10 protein-coding genes, 2 tRNA genes and 2 rRNA genes are annotated in these 20,551 nt (G+C 58.5%); 12 read left to right on the forward strand and 2 right to left on the reverse strand.

Annotated elements, in window-relative coordinates:
* Positions 1-11 precede the first annotated feature (11 nt).
* On the forward strand, positions 12-845 hold the full coding sequence (locus AC3RCG_RS05900; RefSeq protein ID WP_492405664.1) for a substrate-binding periplasmic protein: 834 nt from the start codon (positions 12-14) through the stop codon (positions 843-845).
* 159 nt (positions 846-1,004) lie between these two features.
* Here the strand turns inward: AC3RCG_RS05900 and AC3RCG_RS05905 are convergent, their stop codons facing one another.
* The gene (locus tag AC3RCG_RS05905) at positions 1,005-3,143 is read right to left on the reverse strand and encodes a TonB-dependent receptor family protein (RefSeq protein WP_492405662.1); all 2,139 of its coding nucleotides are present in this window, start codon (positions 3,141-3,143) and stop codon (positions 1,005-1,007) included.
* A gap of 204 nt (positions 3,144-3,347) precedes the next feature.
* Here AC3RCG_RS05905 and AC3RCG_RS05910 point away from each other — a divergent pair, with 204 nt between their 5' ends.
* From AC3RCG_RS05910 to AC3RCG_RS05940, 7 genes are all read left to right on the forward strand, one after another.
* Positions 3,348-4,304, forward strand: coding sequence for a beta-propeller fold lactonase family protein (locus AC3RCG_RS05910; protein WP_070310875.1), 957 nt, complete (start codon positions 3,348-3,350; stop codon positions 4,302-4,304).
* 336 nt (positions 4,305-4,640) lie between these two features.
* Complete coding sequence (adh, locus tag AC3RCG_RS05915) at positions 4,641-6,161, forward strand: aldehyde dehydrogenase (protein WP_070221751.1); 1,521 nt, start codon at positions 4,641-4,643, stop codon at positions 6,159-6,161.
* A 55-nt stretch (positions 6,162-6,216) separates the two neighbouring features.
* Complete coding sequence (locus AC3RCG_RS05920; RefSeq protein ID WP_070289550.1) at positions 6,217-6,606, forward strand: DUF779 domain-containing protein; 390 nt, start codon at positions 6,217-6,219, stop codon at positions 6,604-6,606.
* 47 nt (positions 6,607-6,653) lie between these two features.
* Entirely contained in the window at positions 6,654-8,390 is a 1,737-nt protein-coding gene (locus tag AC3RCG_RS05925; RefSeq protein ID WP_240453534.1) for a PQQ-dependent methanol/ethanol family dehydrogenase, read from the forward strand.
* A gap of 287 nt (positions 8,391-8,677) precedes the next feature.
* Complete coding sequence (locus tag AC3RCG_RS05930) at positions 8,678-9,838, forward strand: porin (protein WP_070221754.1); 1,161 nt, start codon at positions 8,678-8,680, stop codon at positions 9,836-9,838.
* Positions 9,839-9,895: 57 nt separating this feature from the next.
* Positions 9,896-11,998 (forward strand): 4Fe-4S binding protein, encoded by a 2,103-nt coding sequence (locus AC3RCG_RS05935; RefSeq protein ID WP_492405659.1) that lies wholly within the window; start codon positions 9,896-9,898, stop codon positions 11,996-11,998.
* Complete coding sequence (locus AC3RCG_RS05940; protein WP_492405657.1) at positions 11,988-12,998, forward strand: FAD:protein FMN transferase; 1,011 nt, start codon at positions 11,988-11,990, stop codon at positions 12,996-12,998. The genes AC3RCG_RS05935 and AC3RCG_RS05940 overlap by 11 nt, the downstream gene beginning before the upstream one ends.
* A 1-nt stretch (position 12,999) precedes the next feature.
* On the opposite strand, the gene AC3RCG_RS05945 is transcribed toward AC3RCG_RS05940, so the two are convergent.
* On the reverse strand, positions 13,000-14,988 hold the full coding sequence (locus AC3RCG_RS05945) for a sigma-54-dependent Fis family transcriptional regulator (protein WP_492405655.1): 1,989 nt from the start codon (positions 14,986-14,988) through the stop codon (positions 13,000-13,002).
* A 610-nt stretch (positions 14,989-15,598) separates the two neighbouring features.
* Here AC3RCG_RS05945 and AC3RCG_RS05950 point away from each other — a divergent pair.
* The 4 genes from AC3RCG_RS05950 to AC3RCG_RS05965 all read left to right on the forward strand — a co-directional run bounded on the left by AC3RCG_RS05950 (position 15,599) and on the right by AC3RCG_RS05965 (position 20,544).
* Positions 15,599-17,129, forward strand: a 16S ribosomal RNA gene (locus tag AC3RCG_RS05950).
* 100 nt (positions 17,130-17,229) lie between these two features.
* Positions 17,230-17,306, forward strand: a tRNA-Ile gene (locus AC3RCG_RS05955).
* Positions 17,307-17,333: 27 nt separating this feature from the next.
* Positions 17,334-17,409 (forward strand) — tRNA-Ala (locus AC3RCG_RS05960).
* 245 nt (positions 17,410-17,654) lie between these two features.
* Positions 17,655-20,544: ribosomal RNA gene (locus AC3RCG_RS05965) — 23S ribosomal RNA — on the forward strand.
* Together the 16S and 23S rRNA genes with 2 tRNA genes alongside form the textbook arrangement of a ribosomal RNA operon.
* Positions 20,545-20,551: the final 7 nt, after the last annotated feature.

Here is a 20,551-nt window from a genome sequence, read left to right on the forward strand (position 1 = left end):
GAAGGAGTTCCATGCGTTCATTTCAACTCCGTGGCGCGCGCGCGATGCTCTCGCTCGCTTGCATGGCGCTGTGCGCGGCCGCGCCGGCGCGCGCCGATTGGCAGAAAGTGCAGCAGTCGGGCAGCCTGAAGGTGGCTGTGTATAACGAGCTCGCGCCGTTTTCCGACAAGGGCGCGGGCATCGATATCGACATCGCCGAAGCGCTGGCGAAAAAGCTGGGGCTGAAACTGAGCTTGCTGCCCTTTCCCGCCGGCGAAAACCTCAACGACGATTTGCGCAATATGGTGTGGAAGGGGCATTACCTCGGCTATGGTCCCGCCGACGTGATGCTGCACGTGCCGGTCGACAAGAAATTGATGGCGGACAACGACAAGGTCGAGATATTCGCCCCGTATTACGTGGAAACCGTGCGCCTGGCCCGCAGCGCGCAAGCCGTGCCGCAATTCGATGGGGTCGCTTCGCTGGCGGGCAAGCGTATCGGCGTGGAAAAGGTCTCGATCGCGGCCATGCTGATGTTGGGCGAAGACAATGGCAGATATCGCGACGATGTGCGCATCTTCGATACGGCCGCCGAAGCCTTGCAGCAATTGCAGGCTGGCCAGCTCGACGCCGTGTTGGCGAACCGATCGGAAATCGAGTCGGTGCTGAAAAGCGATCCTGCTTTCCCCTTGAGCGAAGTGGCGTTCGCCCGCTTGCCGCGTGCCGGCTGGGCCGTGGGCCTGGCCGTCAGCAAGCAACAGCTCGACGTGGCCAAGTTACTGCAGGCGGCCATGAACGAGATGGCGGCCAGCGGCGAATTGAAAGCCATCTTTGAGAAGTATGGCGTGAAGGAAGCGCGGCCCTGAAGTAGCCTGCTTGAGTTGAAAAGCCCGCGCATCGGAAGAGGCGCGGGCTTTTTCATGAGAACGCCTGAAAAATGTTCAGGGCAAGGCGCATTGCCGCAGGCAGTACGAATAGTACGACAAGGCAATGCAACGCCGCCATGGACTTTTTCTCAGGTGTTCTTAAAAGGAGTATTGGGCGCTCACACCCAACAACCAGTTACGGCCTGGCGCCGCTTCATAGTAGCGCTTGTTGCTGTCGCCGACGATGACGGAGCCCACGTAGGTCTTGTCGAAAAGATTATTCAGGCGGGCAAACTCCTTGAAGCGCCAATTCCCTACGTTTTGCTTGGCGTTGAAGCGGGCATTGAACACCGTGTAGCCGGGTGCCGGCTTTTCGATGTTGCTGTCTTCCGCGTAGACCTGGTTGCTGGCCACGCTTTCCAGTGCCGCGCCGAAACGGTCGAGCGTGTCTTTCCAGGCCAGTTCCGCGAACAGGTTGGCGCTGGGCACGCCCGGTAAACGGCTGCCTTCGCGCACGCTGCCGAAGGCCTGGTCATACACGGCGTGCAGGCTGGTCAGCGCCACTTTTGTCGTGAAACCATACGGCAAGCTGGAGTCGAGCGACACTTCCATGCCTTGGCGTAAGGTCTTGCCCGCATTGCGGTAGCTGGTGCGCCCGCCGCTGGAACTGTCGACGACCAGTTCATCGTTGGTCTTGATCTGGAACACGGCCGCGTTCACATGCGTGTTGTGATTGATCCTGGCCTTGATACCCGCTTCCAGGTTGGTGCTGGTGGCCGGTTTCAGCTGGTAATTGAAGCCGCCGCCCGTGCCCGAGTAAAACAGTTCGTTCAGGGTGGGTGCTTCGAAACCGCGCGCGGCGCTGGCGTACACGTTGACGTTGGGCGTCAGTTTATACAGCAGGCCCAGCACGGGTGTCGTGTGGCTGAACTCCAGGCTGCCGCTGTCGTTGCCATTGCCGAGGAAGCGGTCGTTGACCGACACTTTCATTTTGCTGTAGCGCACACCTGCGCTGAGCAGCCATGGCCCGCTCTGCCATTCTGCCTGGATATACGGATCGAGGCTGGAGACGACATCCTGCTCGTCGCGGCGCAGCTTGCCCTTCACGCCAAACGTGTTGCCGATGTAATTTTCATAACCGGTGCGGTCATCGCTGGAGCGGCCATAGTCGATGCCGATGGTGGTGCTCAGCTTGCCACCGGCCAACTGGCTGACGTGCAGCCAATTGGTGTCGATGCCGTAGAACTCACGCTGGAAGTCGACCACGCCGCCCGAATGGCTGGCCGGTGCCTGGAAACCCTTGGTGAATGCCTGGTACTGGATCACGTCGCGGTTGCCGCCGTAGGCCGTCACGTGCAGGCGGTCATCGCCGAACGACTGTTCATAGGTGGCGCCGATTTGCTGGTGGTCGATGCTCTTGCGCGTGTTGTAGCGTTCGGCCAGGGTGCGTTTCGGGTTTTGCGTGTCGCTCGCATCGATTTCGCCGGCGCGCGGATCGCGGGAAAACGTGGCCCAGGTGGCGCCCAGCGGATCTTGCGTATTGCCCTGGTGCAGGCTGTTGGCGACGATGGTCAGCTTGCTGTCCGTATTCGGCTTGACCGTGATCTTGCCGAACGCCTGTTCGCGCGTGGCGGCGCTGTGGTCTCGAAAGCCATCCGTGCGGAAGCGCGAACCGTCGAGCACGTAGCCGATGCCGCCTGCCTGGCCCTGCGCCGACAGGTCCACCTTGCTGGTGCCGAAGCTGCCGCCCGTCACGTTCAGTTCGACGGAGGGGGGATTTTTCCCATCCTTGGAAAACAGCTGGATCACGCCGCCCGAATGGTTGCCATAGATGGCAGAAAACGGCCCGCGCAGCACTTCGATGCGCTCGGCCGTATCGAGGTTGAAGGTGGCGGCCTGGCCTTGCCCGTCGGGCATGCTGGCGGGAATGCCGTCGCTGATCAGCTTGACGCCGCGCACGCCGAAGGCCGAACGGGCGCCGAAGCCGCGCGACGAGATTTGCAAGTCTTGCGCGTAGTTTTGGCGGTTTTGTACGACCAGACCCGGCACGGCGGCCAGCGCTTCCGAGGCATTGACGCGGATTTGGCCCTCCTGGATGCGGGCGCTGTCGACGACGTCGATGGACGCGGGCACTTCCTGGCTGGGGTGGGCGATGCGGCTGCCGCTGATGACCACCGTATCCATGAGTTGCCCGGCGGCCAAGTCAGCGGGCTCGGCGGCAAAGACGTGGGGGGCCAGGGTGGCGCTGCCGGCGACAAACAGGCTGGCGATGGTGTTCAGGCGGAAACGATGCTGCATGCGGATTCTCCAATGTGAATAAAAGCCTGCTTGAGCGCGTGAGCGGCGCAGGTCTGCATAGTTGTATCAAGCAATATGCCTGCCATGTCTCCATTGGTGGGCGGAAATTATACGCGTGTCAGTGGCACGGCGTTTGCATGCAGCAATTATCAGATGCGCCGCTACCGCGCGCTTTTCCTGTGTTTTGCCATTGAAAAGGTGATTATGCCCAACTTCTTCCCGCGCTTGCGCCAGGTGTGCTGGCTGCTGCCTGCGCTCTTCAGCACGGCCCTCCAGGCCGCTCCTTTTGCCTATGTCCCCAATGAAAAATCGGGCACCGTGAGCGTGATCGACACGGCGACCGACCAGGTCGTGCGCCAGATCGCCGCAGGCAAGCGTCCGCGCGGCATCGCCGCCGACCCCACCGGGCGGCAATTGTTTGTCACCGATGCGGCCAGCAGCGCCTTGCTGCTGATCGATAACGAAGCTGGCGCACCAGTCCGCATGGTGGCGCTGGGCAAGTCGCCCGAAGGCGTGAGCGCCTCGCACGACGGTCGTTACGTGGCCGTGGCCGTCGAGGAAAACAATAGCGTGGCCTTGCTCGATGGCCAGACGGGCGTCGTGCTTGCCGATATCAAGGTGCAGGGACGCAACCCGGAACATGCCGTGTTCAGTCCCGATGGGCGCTGGCTGCTGGTCAGTGCGGAAGAGGCCGAGCAAGTCGATGTCATCGACGTGGCGCAACGCCGCCAGGTCGCGTCCATTGCCGTGGGCTTGCGTCCGCGCGGCATCGGTTTCAGTCCGGATTCGGGCCTTGCCTACGTGGCGTGCGAACTGGTCAATGCCGTCTACGTGATCGATATGACGGCGCGCAAGGCCATTGCCACCATTCCAGCGGGCAAGAATGCGAATGGCATCGTCGTCCATCCCGGTGGCAAGCAAGTGTATGTATCAAATGGCACGGACGGCACGGTGATGGTGATCGATACGGCCAGCAAGCAGGTGACGGCCACCATTCCCGTCGGCAAGCGCCCGTGGAACATGGCCATCACGCCCGACGGGGCCAAGCTGTACGTGGCCAATGGCCGCTCGAACAGCGTCTCCGTCATCGATACGGCCAGCGCGCGCAAGGTGGCCGATATCGCCGTCGGCGAATTGCCATGGGGCGTGGTGATTCGGTAGCGTTACAGGAACAGGTGTTCCAGTCTGGTACACCTGTTCCATTGTGCAGCGGCGACGGGCCGCAGCAGCAGGGCTGGCCCGGATTGGAACAGGATGCCTTCACCTTGTTCAAAACGCAAACAGGCTCGCTCCCGCGGCTCAAGCCCGGGCATGCGCCGAAAAGCACACCGGTATTGAAGCCGCGCCCTTGTAACAGGGGTAAAAGCGGCTAAGTTTGTAGTGGGATGGCGAGCTGGCACGGCATTTGCGGAAGACTGCGTGTACTCACCCCATCTGTACCAGGACGTTTGATTTTAATTAAGTAACTCCATTCTAATTAACCCGATAGAGGACGACATGAATCTCGCAGACATCAGCAAACTGGGCGTAGCCAATCCCTTCAAACAACGCTATGACAATTACATCGGCGGCAAATTCGTTGCACCAGTAAAAGGTGAATACTTTCCTAACATTACGCCGATCACGGGCTTGCCGTTTTGCGAAATCGCCCGTTCCACGACGGAAGACGTCGAGCTGGCGCTGGATGCCGCGCATGCCGCCAAGGAGGCCTGGGGCAAGACTTCGCCTGCCGAGCGCGCCAACATCCTGAACCGCATCGCCGACCGCATCGAACAGAACCTGAGCTTGATCGCCACGGCGGAAACGATCGATAACGGCAAGCCGATCCGCGAAACGATGAACGCGGACATTCCGCTGGCCATCGACCATTTCCGTTACTTCGCCGGCTGCATCCGCGCGCAGGAAGGTTCCGTCGCGCAAATCGATGCGGAAACCTATGCCTACCACTACCACGAGCCGCTGGGTGTCGTGGGCCAGATCATTCCGTGGAATTTCCCGATTCTGATGGCCGTGTGGAAACTGGCGCCAGCCCTGGCCGCCGGCAATTGCGTCGTCCTGAAACCGGCAGAGCAAACCCCCGCTTCCATCATGGTGTTGATCGAGCTGATCGGCGACCTGCTGCCACCGGGCGTGTTGAACATCATCAACGGTTTCGGCCTGGAAGCGGGCAAGCCGCTGGCCTCGAGCAAGCGCATCGCCAAGATTGCCTTTACGGGCGAAACGGGCACGGGCCGCCTGATCATGGGCTATGCCGCGCAAAACCTGATTCCCGTCACCCTGGAGCTGGGCGGCAAATCGCCGAACATCTTCTTTGAAGACGTGATGGATGCGGACGACGAGTATTTCGACAAGTGCCTGGAAGGCTTTGCGATGTTCGCGCTGAATCAAGGCGAGGTGTGCACCTGCCCATCGCGCGTGCTGATCCAGGAATCGATCTACGAGAAATTCATCGAACGGGCCCTGAAGCGCGTGGCCGCCATCAAGCAGGGCAATCCGCTCGATTCTTCCACCATGATCGGCGCCCAAGCGTCGCAGGAGCAGCTGGAAAAAATCCTGTCCTACCTCGACATCGGCCGCCAGGAAGGCGCCGAGGTGCTGGCTGGGGGCGAGCGCAACACGCAGGCGGGCGACCTGGAAGGCGGCTATTACGTGCGTCCGACCGTGTTCAAGGGGCACAACAAGATGCGCATCTTCCAGGAAGAAATTTTTGGACCGGTCGTGTCCGTGACCACCTTCAAGGATGAAGCTGAAGCGCTGGCGATTGCCAACGATACCTTGTACGGCTTGGGCGCCGGCTTGTGGACGCGTGACGGTTCGCGCGCCTTCCGCATGGGCCGCGCCATCCAGGCGGGCCGCGTGTGGACCAATTGCTACCACCTGTATCCAGCCCACGCCGCTTTCGGCGGCTACAAGCAATCGGGCATCGGCCGCGAAAACCACAAGATGATGCTCGACCACTACCAGCAAACGAAGAACTTGCTGGTGAGCTATAGCCCGAAAGCGCTGGGCTTCTTCTAAACCGGCAACAGGCGCCGCGCCCGTAGTCCAGGCGCGGCGCGCAGAAAGGGATGCCATGAGTGCAGCAATTGCCAGGGTGGTCGCCACCGATGCGGCGCTGGAAATGATGGACAAGTTGCGCCAGCGTCACGGCCCGCTGATGTTTTTCCAGTCGGGCGGCTGCTGCGACGGCAGTGCGCCCATGTGCTATGCGCTGGGCGAGTTCGATGTCAGCGATACCGATATCTATCTCGGCAATTTGAATGGCGCACCGTTCTACATGGGACTCGAGCAATTCGAGTACTGGGAGCATACCCAGTTGATTATCGATGTGGTCGATGGCAATGGCGGCATGTTTTCACTCGACAACGGCACGGGCAAGCGCTTTTTGACGCGTTCGCGCCTGTTCACCGATGAAGAGTGTGCGCTGTTGCATGCCCAGCCGCATGAGCACCGCAAGACTTGACACACATACTAATAAAACAGAGGGAGATGATTGTGCAGAAAAAAATCATGGGGATACTCATCGGTTTGGGTGTGGCATCACTGGCCCAGGCGGCCGACGTGGGCAATGTCACCACCGCCATGCTTGACAGCACGGCAAAGAATCCGTCCAGCGTCCTGTCGTTCGGCATGGGCACGCAGGGCCAGCGCTATTCGCCGTTGACGCAGATCAATGACAAGACCGTGGCCAAGCTGGTGCCGGCCTGGTCGTTCTCGTTTGGCGGCGAAAAACAGCGGGGCCAGGAATCGCAGCCGTTGATTCATAACGGCAAGATGTTCGTCACGGCATCGTATTCGCGCATCTTTGCCGTCGACCTGAAAACGGGCGCCAAGCTGTGGAAATATGAGCATCGCTTGCCGGACGGCATCATGCCCTGCTGCGACGTGGTCAACCGCGGCGCCGCCCTGTACGGCAACCTGGTGATTTTCGGCACGCTGGACGCCTACCTGGTGGCGCTGGACCAGAATACGGGCAAGATCGTCTGGAAGGAGAAAGTTGACGATTACGCGGCCGGCTACTCGATGACGGCGGCGCCACTGATCGCCGAAGGCTTGCTGCTGACGGGTGTGTCGGGCGGCGAATTCGGCATCGTCGGCCGGGTAGAGGCGCGCAACCCCATGACGGGCGACCTCGTGTGGAGCCGTCCGACGGTGGAAGGCCATATGGGCCACCGCTACGACAAGGATGGCAAGGCCATCGATAACGGCGTGTCCGGTACCGTGAACAAGACCTGGCCGGGCGACCTGTGGAAAACGGGCGGCGCCTCGACGTGGATGGGCGGCACCTACGATCCGCAGACCAAGCTCGCTTACTTTGGCACGGGCAACCCGGCGCCGTGGAACAGCCACTTGCGCCCCGGCGACAATCTGTACTCGTCGTCCACCGTGGCGCTGGACGTGAAAACGGGGCAGATCAAGTGGGCGTATCAGAATACGCCGAACGATGCCTGGGATTTCGACGGCGCCAACGAGTTCGTCACCTTCGACATGGATGGCAAGCGCTACGGCGGCAAGGCCGACCGCAACGGTTTCTTCTACGTCATCGATGCGGCCAACGGCAAGCTGCAGAATGCCTTTCCGTTCGTCAAGAAAATCACCTGGGCCAGCAGCATCGACCTGAAGACGGGACGGCCGAACTATATCGCAGCCGGCCGCCCTGGCGACCCGACCAAGGGAGAAGAAGGCAAGAAGGGTTCGACCGTGTTTGCCGCGCCGGCTTTCCTCGGTGCAAAAAACCAGATGCCGATGGCGTACTCGCCGCAAACCAAGCTGTTCTACGTGCCCGCAAATGAATGGGGCATGGATATCTGGAACGAGCCGATTAGCTACAAGAAGGGCGGCGCCTTCCTCGGCGCCGGTTTTACCATCAAGCCCTTGTTTGACGACTACATTGGCGCCATGCGCGCCATCGATCCGAAGACGGGCAAGATCGTCTGGGAAATCAAGAACAACGCGCCGCTGTGGGGCGGCGTGATGAGCACGGCCGGTAATCTGGTGTTCTACGGCACGCCGGAAGGCTTCCTGAAAGCCGTCGACGCGAAGACGGGCAAGGAGCTGTGGAAATTCCAGACGGGTTCCGGCGTCGTGGCGCCGCCCGTCACCTGGCAGGATGGCGACACGCAATACGTGGCCGTCGTCTCCGGCTGGGGCGGCGCCGTGCCGCTGTGGGGCGGCGAGGTGGCGAAGAAGGTCAACTTCCTGGAACAGGGCGGTTCCGTGTGGGTATTCAAGCTGGCGTCGAAGTAACGGGGTGAAGCGCCCGGGCCACACGGATGGGTGTCTCCCTGTCCGCCGGGTGCTTTCTTTTTGCTGACGGCCCAGGCCGTCAGTTTTTTGTTTACGCAGTTGCGCGATCAGCGTGCTGGCGGTCAAAAAAGGAACACCGTGCGGGGCGATTGATCCGCTGCTGCACACGTCAAACACGTCATTTCTCTTTCTCCCTGTGAGCCGTGCTGGGCACGCTTATTGCCAAAGCTTGAGGTACATCAATCACTGATGTGCACACTAAAAACAGAGAAGAAAGAGGAGACGCAATGAACACATTGAGCAAGCTGGGGAGCGTGGGTGTCATGACAATCGCAGCGGTGGGGCAGGCGCAAGCCGTCGACATCAAGGCGGGCGACTGGACCGTGTCGGTGGGCGGCATCGTCAATGCCTATTACACGCAAGTGTCGTGTTCGGGCGATGCCGTGGGCGGGCTGGCGCTGGGCGGCCAGGCGCTCGGTTGCGGCGGCGAAAAGGACCGCACCACCATCGGCAACGGCCTGCTGCCGAATGGCTTGATTACCTCGGCTTCGTCGCGCCTGGGCGAGTACGACGTGAAAGCCTTGATCGGCATCTATAACTCGACAGCCACGGACAGTGCCATCAGCCAGAACAGCGTGGTCGACGTGCGCCAGGCCTTCTTTACGTTTGGCAATGAACAGATGGGCACCTTCAAGCTGGGCCGCGACTACGGCATCTTCGGCGCGAATGCGATCCTGTCCGACATGACCTTGTTGGGCTCGGGCGCGCCGGTGCAGGCGACGCAGCGGGGCCGGGTGACCCTGGGCCATATCGGCGCCGGCTATACCTATCTGGGCAACTATGGCCAGATCATGTACAGCACGCCGAAGTCCAGCGGTTTTGGCGCCGATGTGGCGCTGGTCAGCCCCGTTTCCGATACGCCCATCGTGGCAGGCTCGACCTATTCTTCGAAGTCGAGTCCGCAAGTGCAGGCGCAGCTGACGTATGCGCAAGAGGGCTTGAAAGCCTGGCTCGGTGTGAAGTCGCAAAAATTCACATCGAAAACGCCTGGCGTCGATGACCTGACCATGCGCGGCGTGGAAGTGGGCGGCTCGTACCAGATGGGACCGGCTGGCGTGCTGCTCAATTTCCAGGGCGGCAAGGGATTGGGCATTCTCTCCGATGCGGACCAGGGCGATACCAAATCGAAGAACTGGCTGCTGCAAGGCACGTATAAAACGACGGACAAGCTGAAGCTGGGCTTGTCCTACGGCATCAGCAAGAACGACGACAACACGGCCGGCACGGGCGGTTTGAAGTCGAACGCCAACCTGACCCTCGGTGCGTATTACTCGCTCAACAGTGCGATCACCCTCGTGGGGGAGCTGGGCCAGACGCGCTCGAAAGGCTTTACGGGCGGCGAAGCGAAGATGAATGGCGTATCCCTGGGCGGCATTATTTTCTTCTAACCAATGAATGCGGCGCCGGAAGCTGCGGCGCCGCACGGAGTGCAATGCATGCGGATAATGCGGTTATTCATCGGATGCTGGCTATTCCTGTTTATCCTGGGACAGGCGTGGGCCGGCGTGCTCACCAAGGCCGAGCTGGCGCGGCGCTTCCCTGCGCCCCTCGTCGTCGGCGACAAGGAAGCCGAGCTGCCCGTCTGGCCCCTGTTCAAGCAAAACGCCACGGCAACGGAACTGGTCGGCTATGTCTTCGAGTCGGTGGACCTGGCGCCGATTCCCGGCTTTTCCGGCGTTCCCGTCAATTTATTGATCGCCATCAATCCGCAGGGTAGTTTTCTCGACGTGGCCGTGCTGTCGCAGCACGAACCCGTGTTTCTCGATGGCCTAGGTGAAGCGCCGCTGTTCCAGTTCGTCAAACAGTACCAGGGCCTGTCGTTGAAACAGAATATCGCCATCGATGCCAGGAAGAAGCGCGCCGCCGATGCCACGCACGCTGATATCGACGGCGTGTCGAAGGCGACGGCTTCCGTGCGCATCATCAACCAGAGCGTGCTGGCGTCCGCCTTGAAAGTGTCGCGCAAGAAACTCGGCTTCGCGCAGGGGCGCGATCCGGACCAGATCGCCCGCATCCGCATGGATGTGTTCGAGAAACGCAGCGTGGCAAAGATGCTTGAGCAGGGCTTGATCCAGCATGTGCGCCTGAGCAACAAGGACGTCGAAACCCTGTTTGCCGGCAGTCCCGGCGCGGGACTCGATGCCGAGGCACAGCGCGAGCCGGACGGCCTGTTCATCGATCTGTATCTGGCCTATGTCTCCGTGCCCACGGTGGGACGCAATCTGTTGACGGAACGCAGCTGGAACAAGCTGCGCAACCGGCTCGACGAGGACGACCACGCCATCCTCGTCATGTCGCGCGGGCGCTACAGCGTGCTGGGCGACGATTTCGTGCGCGGCACCGTGCCGGACCGGTTGTTGCTGAAGCAGGATGGCTTGCCCATCGACATGCGCGACCTGGACTTGGAATTGAGCTTGTCGGAGGCGGGACCGTTACCGACTGAAAATATCGCCGTATTGCGCGTCATCAGCCAGGCGGGGCTTGATGCGGCCAGCCCGCTGGCATTTGCTCTCCCCATCACGCGCAGCAAGGGCATCGTGTATCCGGAGCGCATCGCGCGCAACGTCGATTTCAGCTACCGTCTGCCGGCCGGGTTTTATACAGCGCCGCAAGGCGACGATGCCGGCTGGCGCGGCACGTGGAAGGCGCGCCGGGCTGAACTGTTGATCTTGCTGGCCGGGCTGGCGCTGCTTGCCGGCGCATTGGCATGGCAGAAACGCCTGGTGCGTAATGGCCGGCAATTTGCATGGTTCCGCCGCCTGTTCCTGCTGTTCACCATCGGCTTCATCGGCTATTACGCCCAGGGGCAATTGTCGATCGTCAACATCACAGGGGTGATCCAGGCGCTGCTGGCGGGGCGCAGCCTGGGCTTCTTCCTGTTCGACCCGATGACGGTGATCCTGTGGGCTTTCGTTCTGCTCAGCCTGTTCATTTGGGGCCGCGGCACGTTTTGCGGCTGGCTGTGCCCGTTTGGCGCCCTGCAGGAATTCACGGGCAAGCTGGGCCAGTGGCTGCGCTTGCCGCAGTGGAAGATCAAGCCGCGCCTGGACGGGCGTTTGAAGTGGATCAAGTATGGCTTGCTGGCGGCCATTCTGGCCAGCAGCATGTTTTCCAGCCAGATCACGGACAAGCTGGTGGAACTGGAGCCGTTCAAGACGGCCATTACCCTGAACTTCGTGCGCGCCTGGCCCTTCGTCGCGTATGCCGTGGGCTTGCTGTTGCTCAGCGGTGTTTCCTATAAATTCTTTTGCCGCTACCTGTGCCCGTTCGGTGCGGCGCTGGCGCTGCTGGGGCGCTTTCGCCTGTTCAACTGGATTCCCCGCCGCAAGGAATGCGGCACGCCATGCCAGACTTGCCGCCACCGTTGCGAGCACCATGCCATCGCGCCGAGCGGCAAAGTCGATTACGGCGAATGTTTCCAGTGCATGGATTGCGTGGTGATCTATGCCAGCGATGAAAAATGCGCGCCCTTGATGCTGGAAATCAAGCGTGCCCGCACGATACCCATTGTCCGGGCCACGGCAGAGGAGAGCAGCAATGCAGCGTAGAACCTTTATATCCGCAGCGATAGGCAGCGTGGCCGGCATGGCGGGCTTGTCTTTGCCGGGCAGCATGGCGCGCGGCACGGCCACGGCATCCGGTGTGCGCCCTTATCAAGGTGCAGCCCTGGCGTTTGGCACGACAATCGCCGTCACCGTGTTGCATCACGACCAGCGCCAGGCCGAGCTGGCCATCGAAGATGCCTTGCATGCGGCCAGGAGTGTCGACCGCCTGATGAGCATTTACAGTCCTGCCAGCCAAGTCTTCCAGCTGAACCGCGATGGCCGCCTGGCCCGGCCGAATGCCCATCTGCTGACGGTGCTGGCGCAGGCGCAAGCCTTGTCGCAATGGAGCGACGGGGCGTTTGATATCACCGTGCAACCCTTATGGCGGCTGTTTCGGTCGGCGGCAGATCAGGCAAGTTTGCCGGCGGAAGCATTGCGCCGCGAAGCGCAGGCGCGGGTAGGCTGGCGGCAACTGGCGTGGGATCGCCGTGAAGTGCGTTTTCTCCAGCCCGGCATGGCGCTGACCTTGAATGGCCTGGCGCAAGGCTACGCGGCGGACATGGCACTGGCGGCCGTGCAGGCGCGCGGCGTGCGGCACGCGCTGCTCGACACGGGCGAGTTCGTCGCGCGCGGGCAGCGTACCGTGCGGCGCCCGTGGACTTTGGGCATCCAGGACCCGCGCGACGCAGAAATCTTGGCGGCCACCTTGAAAGTGGAGGGGCGCAGCGTGGCTACGTCGGGCGATTACGAATGCACGTTCACGCCCGACTTCGTGCATCACCACATCTTCGATCCTGCGAAAGGCGATTCGCCGCGCGAGCTGGCCAGCGTGACGGTGCTGGCGCCCACGGGCTTGCTGGCCGATGGCTTGTCGACGACCTTCATAGTGACGGGGGCGGCGCGTGCGCATGCGATGGCCGCGCGCATGGACGGAGTCGACCTGATGACCATCGACAAGCAGGGCCGGCGCAAGATGTCGCCCGGCTTTCCCCGTCTACTCTAGGCTATTTCAGGTGCGGCACCTTGCGATAGATCGTGTTGCGCGACACGCCCAGAGCCCGGGCCGTGGCCGAGACGTTACCGCCGTGGGCATCGAGTGACTTGAGGATCACGCTTTGCTCCATTTCCTCCAGATTGGCGCCGGCCGCGATCATGCGGTCCGTGCTGGCGCTGGCGGCAGTCGCTTGCGTCATCTCAATATCGTCGAGGAAATCATCGGGCATGTGGCGCAAACAGATTTCATGCTCGTCGCCGGCCATGACGATGGCTGTGCGCAACAGGTTCGTCAGCTGGCGGAAGTTGCCTGGCCACTTATGCTGGTGGAACAGGCGCAGGATATCGGGTGCCACCGTGTAACGCGTATCGGGCGCTTCCGTCGCGAGGATTTTTTTCACGACCGTGTCGAGGTCCGTGCGCTCGCGCAGCGACGGCAGTTTCACCACCAGGCCATTCAATCGGTAATACAAGTCTTCGCGAAATAAACCCTTGGCCATGCGTTCGCGCAAGTTGTGATTCGTGGCGCAAATGAGTTCCACATTGACGGTGATCGATTTGCTGCTGCCCAGCGGCGTGACCATGCGTTCCTGCAGCACGCGCAACAGACGTGCCTGCAAGCCGAAGGGCATGTCGCCGATTTCGTCGAGGAACAAGGTACCGCCATTGGCTTGCAGGATCTTGCCGATCGCCCCTTTCTTGCGCGCGCCCGTAAACGCCCCGTCTTCATAGCCGAACAGTTCGGACTCGATCAGGGTTTCCGGGATCGACGCGCAATTGACGGCAATAAACGGTCCCATGGCCCGTGGCGAATCGTTATGGATGGCTTGCGCCAGCAATTCCTTGCCCGTGCCTGTTTCGCCCATGACGAGGATGGGAATATCGCGCCCCAATACCTTGTTGACCTTTTCGATCACCAGTTCCAGTTGCGGATCGCCCGTGCGCAGGTAGCGCAGGCCAGACAGGCGGCGCGCCGCGTTGGCCGCATGGCTGGCGGGTGCGGGAACCTGGGCCGGCACGGCGTTGATATCGCTGTGATCGGTGCTGGCAGTAAAACCGTGCTGGAAGACGCTATTGGACAGGCGCAACTGCGCGCGCCCATACACGCGCACGCCGCTGTGCATGCACAGGTTCAGCAAACCGGGCGAGGCCGTGCGGTAATGCTCGTACAGGGCGGACACTGGCAAGCCGAACAGGGAGCTGAACGTGTGCGATTGTAGTGCGGCAAATGACAGGCCCAACTGGAACAAGCCATTCTTGTTGGCCGATAAGAACCGGCCGCCCGGCGTGAACGAGGCGATGCCTTCCATCAATGTGCCGATGAATTCGGGGCGCGCGTGGAAGTGCACGGTGATGGCGTCTTCGAAGGTGGCGGAAAACAGCTGATTTTCGATCATCAGGGCCGACATGCGCACGAGGGCCATCGTATGCTTGTGAAAACTGCGCTGGTCGCTCGAGACGTCCAGCACGCCGATGACATTGCCCCGGTGGTCGGTAATCGGTGCCGCAGAGCACGTCAAGAAGTGATTGGCAGCCAGGTAATGCTGGTCCGCATGGACCAGAGTCGGTACTTTTTCCGTGATGGCCGTGCCGATGGCATTCGTGCCGCGGCTTTGTTCCGACCACGCTACGCCCGGCTGCAGGGCGACGCGGTTTGCTTTCTCCAGGAAATCATCGTCGCCCAGCGAATGCACGATTACGCCATTGGCATCCGTCAAGATCACCATATTGTGCGTGTTGACGATTTGCTGGTACAGGGTTTCCATCGCGGGCAGCGCGTGCGTGTGCAGCATGCGGTTTTGCTCGATCAGCAAGGACAGGTCGGATTTGCCGGCTGGCGTAAAGTCAGGCGTGGCCGTGGGCGACAGGCCAAAAGCGACGGAACGCTGATGGGACGTTTCGATGATGACGGGGACGTTGTCCTGTCCTGCCGGCAAAGTGTTCGCGTCCGCGATGGACGAAAACGGTGCGCTACGGTAAGTAGCTGATGGTTGATACATGATCTCGTTGCCTCCGTTGGGCCCTGTACTGCGGCGCTCTTTTGAATATCGAGAGTGTTCCATAATGTAGCACCTGTCACAAATGGGAGCAAAGCAAAGCGAGCCGGGCTGTCCCCAGTGTTGCTGCCAGGCCCAGAGTTGCTCTCATCAGTGGACAGTGCATAGGGCTGTATAAGCAAGTGCGGTGCCAGGGCCGTTTCACGGCGCGGGAAAATAGCCCTTGCGGCGCGCGCAGGGCAGGGCTATAATTCGCCCCCTCGCTGAACGACGCATGCAAATGCAGCGTGAAGCGAGAAAAAAGAAGGAGTTGACGGACGTAGTAAATTGCTTCATACTCTTCCTTCTTCGCGGCTGACAAACACAACGCTTTGTCGATAGCGCGAAAGCAGTAACCGAATACAGTTCTTTAACAATTAACAGTCGATAAGTGTGGGCATTTGATGTCAGTGCAGCGTCAATCTTCGGATTGGCGTCTAACTTAAAATATCAAATGTTCACGAAGAAATAAATGAAATAGGACGCTTCGCAAGAAGTGGCCTGTCAGTTGTTTTTGAAGTGAGCGACCCGTCAGCAATGACGGTGCCAATAAAATGGCAAAGTAACAGAGATTAAACTGAAGAGTTTGATCCTGGCTCAGATTGAACGCTGGCGGCATGCCTTACACATGCAAGTCGAACGGCAGCACGGAGCTTGCTCTGGTGGCGAGTGGCGAACGGGTGAGTAATATATCGGAACGTACCCTGGAGTGGGGGATAACGTAGCGAAAGTTACGCTAATACCGCATACGATCTACGGATGAAAGTGGGGGATCGCAAGACCTCATGCTCGTGGAGCGGCCGATATCTGATTAGCTAGTTGGTAGGGTAAAAGCCTACCAAGGCATCGATCAGTAGCTGGTCTGAGAGGACGACCAGCCACACTGGAACTGAGACACGGTCCAGACTCCTACGGGAGGCAGCAGTGGGGAATTTTGGACAATGGGCGAAAGCCTGATCCAGCAATGCCGCGTGAGTGAAGAAGGCCTTCGGGTTGTAAAGCTCTTTTGTCAGGGAAGAAACGGTGAGAGCTAATATCTCTTGCTAATGACGGTACCTGAAGAATAAGCACCGGCTAACTACGTGCCAGCAGCCGCGGTAATACGTAGGGTGCAAGCGTTAATCGGAATTACTGGGCGTAAAGCGTGCGCAGGCGGTTTTGTAAGTCTGATGTGAAATCCCCGGGCTCAACCTGGGAATTGCATTGGAGACTGCAAGGCTAGAATCTGGCAGAGGGGGGTAGAATTCCACGTGTAGCAGTGAAATGCGTAGATATGTGGAGGAACACCGATGGCGAAGGCAGCCCCCTGGGTCAAGATTGACGCTCATGCACGAAAGCGTGGGGAGCAAACAGGATTAGATACCCTGGTAGTCCACGCCCTAAACGATGTCTACTAGTTGTCGGGTCTTAATTGACTTGGTAACGCAGCTAACGCGTGAAGTAGACCGCCTGGGGAGTACGGTCGCAAGATTAAAACTCAAAGGAATTGACGGGGACCCGCACAAGCGGTGGATGATGTGGATTAATTCGATGCAACGCGAAAAACCTTACCTACCCTTGACATGGCTGGAATCCCCGAGAGATTGGGGAGTGCTCGAAAGAGAACCAGTACACAGGTGCTGCATGGCTGTCGTCAGCTCGTGTCGTGAGATGTTGGGTTAAGTCCCGCAACGAGCGCAACCCTTGTCATTAGTTGCTACGAAAGGGCACTCTAATGAGACTGCCGGTGACAAACCGGAGGAAGGTGGGGATGACGTCAAGTCCTCATGGCCCTTATGGGTAGGGCTTCACACGTCATACAATGGTACATACAGAGCGCCGCCAACCCGCGAGGGGGAGCTAATCGCAGAAAGTGTATCGTAGTCCGGATTGTAGTCTGCAACTCGACTGCATGAAGTTGGAATCGCTAGTAATCGCGGATCAGCATGTCGCGGTGAATACGTTCCCGGGTCTTGTACACACCGCCCGTCACACCATGGGAGCGGGTTTTACCAGAAGTAGGTAGCTTAACCGTAAGGAGGGCGCTTACCACGGTAGGATTCGTGACTGGGGTGAAGTCGTAACAAGGTAGCCGTATCGGAAGGTGCGGCTGGATCACCTCCTTTCTAGAGTTTGCACGAATCAGGTAACTGGTTCACGCATCAAATGTTCACACTTATCGGCTGTTAGTCAAAGAAGAAACAGTAGTCGTAGAAGTTCCGCGTTGGGGCTGTAGCTCAGCTGGTTAGAGCACCGTGTTGATAACGCGGGGGTCGTTGGTTCGAGTCCAACCAGCCCTACCAGTAAGACCCGAGTCGTAGAAATATCCTGGGGGATTAGCTCAGCTGGGAGAGCACCTGCTTTGCAAGCAGGGGGTCGTCGGTTCGATCCCGTCATCCTCCACCAAGTACTTTGAAAGTGCAAACGTAAGCCGGTCAGTGACTCAGGTTTAGGTTTGATCTTTTAGCGATCAAAGCTGTTTCGTTCTTTAACAATCTGGAAGAAGTAAAGATTATTTATTGATCGGTTTGCCGTAACAAGCGAATCGATGGGTAATGATTGTATGTATCAACAAACAAGCAACAACGTTGTACTTTCTTATCCCTGTAGCGCTCTTTGAGGACTTCGGTCTTCAGAGGCTAACGTTATAGGGACAAGCGAATAAGTGCACATGGTGGATGCCTTGGCGATTACAGGCGATGAAGGACGTAGTAGCTTGCGATAAGCTGCGGGGAGTGAGCAAACACACTTTGATCCGCAGATTTCCGAATGGGGCAACCCACCCTTTTAGGGTATTGCATACTGAATACATAGGTATGCAAGGCGAACGCGGCGAACTGAAACATCTAAGTAGCTGCAGGAAAAGAAATCAACCGAGATTCCCAAAGTAGCGGCGAGCGAAATGGGAGGAGCCTGTACGTGATAGTCGGACCGATAACAGAATCCTCTGGAAAGTGGAGCCATAGCGGGTGATAGCCCCGTATGTGAAATCGGACCGGTGGTACTAAGCGTACGACAAGTAGGGCGGGACACGTGACATCCTGTCTGAATATGGGGGGACCATCCTCCAAGGCTAAATACTCGTAATCGACCGATAGTGAACCAGTACCGTGAGGGAAAGGCGAAAAGAACCCCGGAAGGGGAGTGAAATAGATCCTGAAACCGTGTGCATACAAACAGTAGGAGCGGACTTGTTCCGTGACTGCGTACCTTTTGTATAATGGGTCAGCGACTTACATTCAGTGGCAAGGTTAACCGCATAGGGAAGCCGTAGAGAAATCGAGTCCGAATAGGGCGATCAGTCGCTGGGTGTAGACCCGAAACCAAGTGATCTACTCATGGCCAGGATGAAGGTGCGGTAACACGCCCTGGAGGTCCGAACCCACTAATGTTGAAAAATTAGGGGATGAGCTGTGGGTAGGGGTGAAAGGCTAAACAAACTTGGAAATAGCTGGTTCTCTCCGAAAACTATTTAGGTAGTGCCTCAAGTATCACCATCGGGGGTAGAGCACTGTTATGGCTAGGGGGTCATTGCGACTTACCAAACCATTGCAAACTCCGAATACCGATGAGTGCGAGCTTGGGAGACAGACGTCGGGTGCTAACGTCCGGCGTCAAGAGGGAAACAACCCAGACCGCCAGCTAAGGTCCCAAAGATTGGCTAAGTGGAAAACGAAGTGGGAAGGCTAAAACAGTCAGGATGTTGGCTTAGAAGCAGCCATCATTTAAAGAAAGCGTAATAGCTCACTGATCGAGTCGTCCTGCGCGGAAGATGTAACGGGGCTAAGCCAGTCACCGAAGCTGCGGATATTGTTCTGTGATTTATCACAGATATATATGGTAGGAGAGCGTTCTGTAAGCCTGCGAAGGTGTCTTGTAAAGGATGCTGGAGGTATCAGAAGTGCGAATGCTGACATGAGTAGCGATAATGGGGGTGAAAAGCCTCCACGCCGTAAGCCCAAGGTTTCCTGTTCAACGTTCATCGGAGCAGGGTGAGTCGGCCCCTAAGGCGAGGCAGAGATGCGTAGCTGATGGGAAGCAGGTTAATATTCCTGCACCGTCGTATGATGCGATGGGGGGACGGATCGCGGAAGGTTGTCTGACTGTTGGAATAGTCAGTTTCTGTCTCATAGAAGGCGCTTAGGCAAATCCGGGCGCAGGATTCAAGGGGATGGGACGAGTGAACTTGTTCACGAAGCAATCGGAAGTGGTTCCAAGAAAAGCCTCTAAGCTTCAGTCATACGAGACCGTACCGCAAACCGACACAGGTGGGCGAGATGAGTATTCTAAGGCGCTTGAGAGAACTCGGGAGAAGGAACTCGGCAAATTGGTACCGTAACTTCGGGAAAAGGTACGCCCCGGTAGCTTGACTGGTTTACTCCAGAAGGGTGAAAGGGTTGCAATAAACTGGTGGCTGCGACTGTTTAATAAAAACACAGCACTCTGCAAACACGAAAGTGGACGTATAGGGTGTGACGCCTGCCCGGTGCTGGAAGATTAAATGATGGGGTGCAAGCTCTTGATTGAAGTCCCAGTAAACGGCGGCCGTAACTATAACGGTCCTAAGGTAGCGAAATTCCTTGTCGGGTAAGTTCCGACCTGCACGAATGGCGTAACGATGGCCACACTGTCTCCTCCCGAGACTCAGCGAAGTTGAAATGTTTGTGATGATGCAATCTACCCGCGGCTAGACGGAAAGACCCCATGAACCTTTACTGTAGCTTTGCATTGGACTTTGAACCAATCTGTGTAGGATAGGTGGGAGGCTTTGAAGCGGGGACGCTAGTTCTCGTGGAGCCAACCTTGAAATACCACCCTGGTTTGTTTGAGGTTCTAACCTTGGTCCGTTATCCGGATCGGGGACAGTGCATGGTAGGCAGTTTGACTGGGGCGGTCTCCTCCTAAAGTGTAACGGAGGAGTTCGAAGGTACGCTAGATACGGTCGGACATCGTGTTGATAGTGCAATGGCATAAGCGTGCTTAACTGCGAGACTGACAAGTCGAGCAGGTACGAAAGTAGGACATAGTGATCCGGTGGTTCTGTATGGAAGGGCCATCGCTCAACGGATAAAAGGTACTCTGGGGATAACAGGCTGATTCCTCCCAAGAGTTCATATCGACGGGGGAGTTTGGCACCTCGATGTCGGCTCATCACATCCTGGGGCTGTAGCCGGTCCCAAGGGTATGGCTGTTCGCCATTTAAAGTGGTACGTGAGCTGGGTTTAAAACGTCGTGAGACAGTTTGGTCCCTATCTGCCGTGGGCGTTGGAAATTTGAAGGGGGCTGCTCCTAGTACGAGAGGACCGGAGTGGACGAACCTCTGGTGTACCGGTTGTCACGCCAGTGGCATTGCCGGGTAGCTAAGTTCGGAAGAGATAACCGCTGAAAGCATCTAAGCGGGAAACTTGCCTTGAGATGAGATTTCCCAGAGCCTTGAGCTCTTTGAAGGGTCGTTCGAGACCAGGACGTTGATAGGCTGGGTGTGGAAGTGCAGTAATGCATTAAGCTAACCAGTACTAATTGCCCGTACGGCTTGTCCCTATAACCT

It is taken from the genome of Janthinobacterium sp. GW823-FHT01H08 (assembly GCF_058797855.1).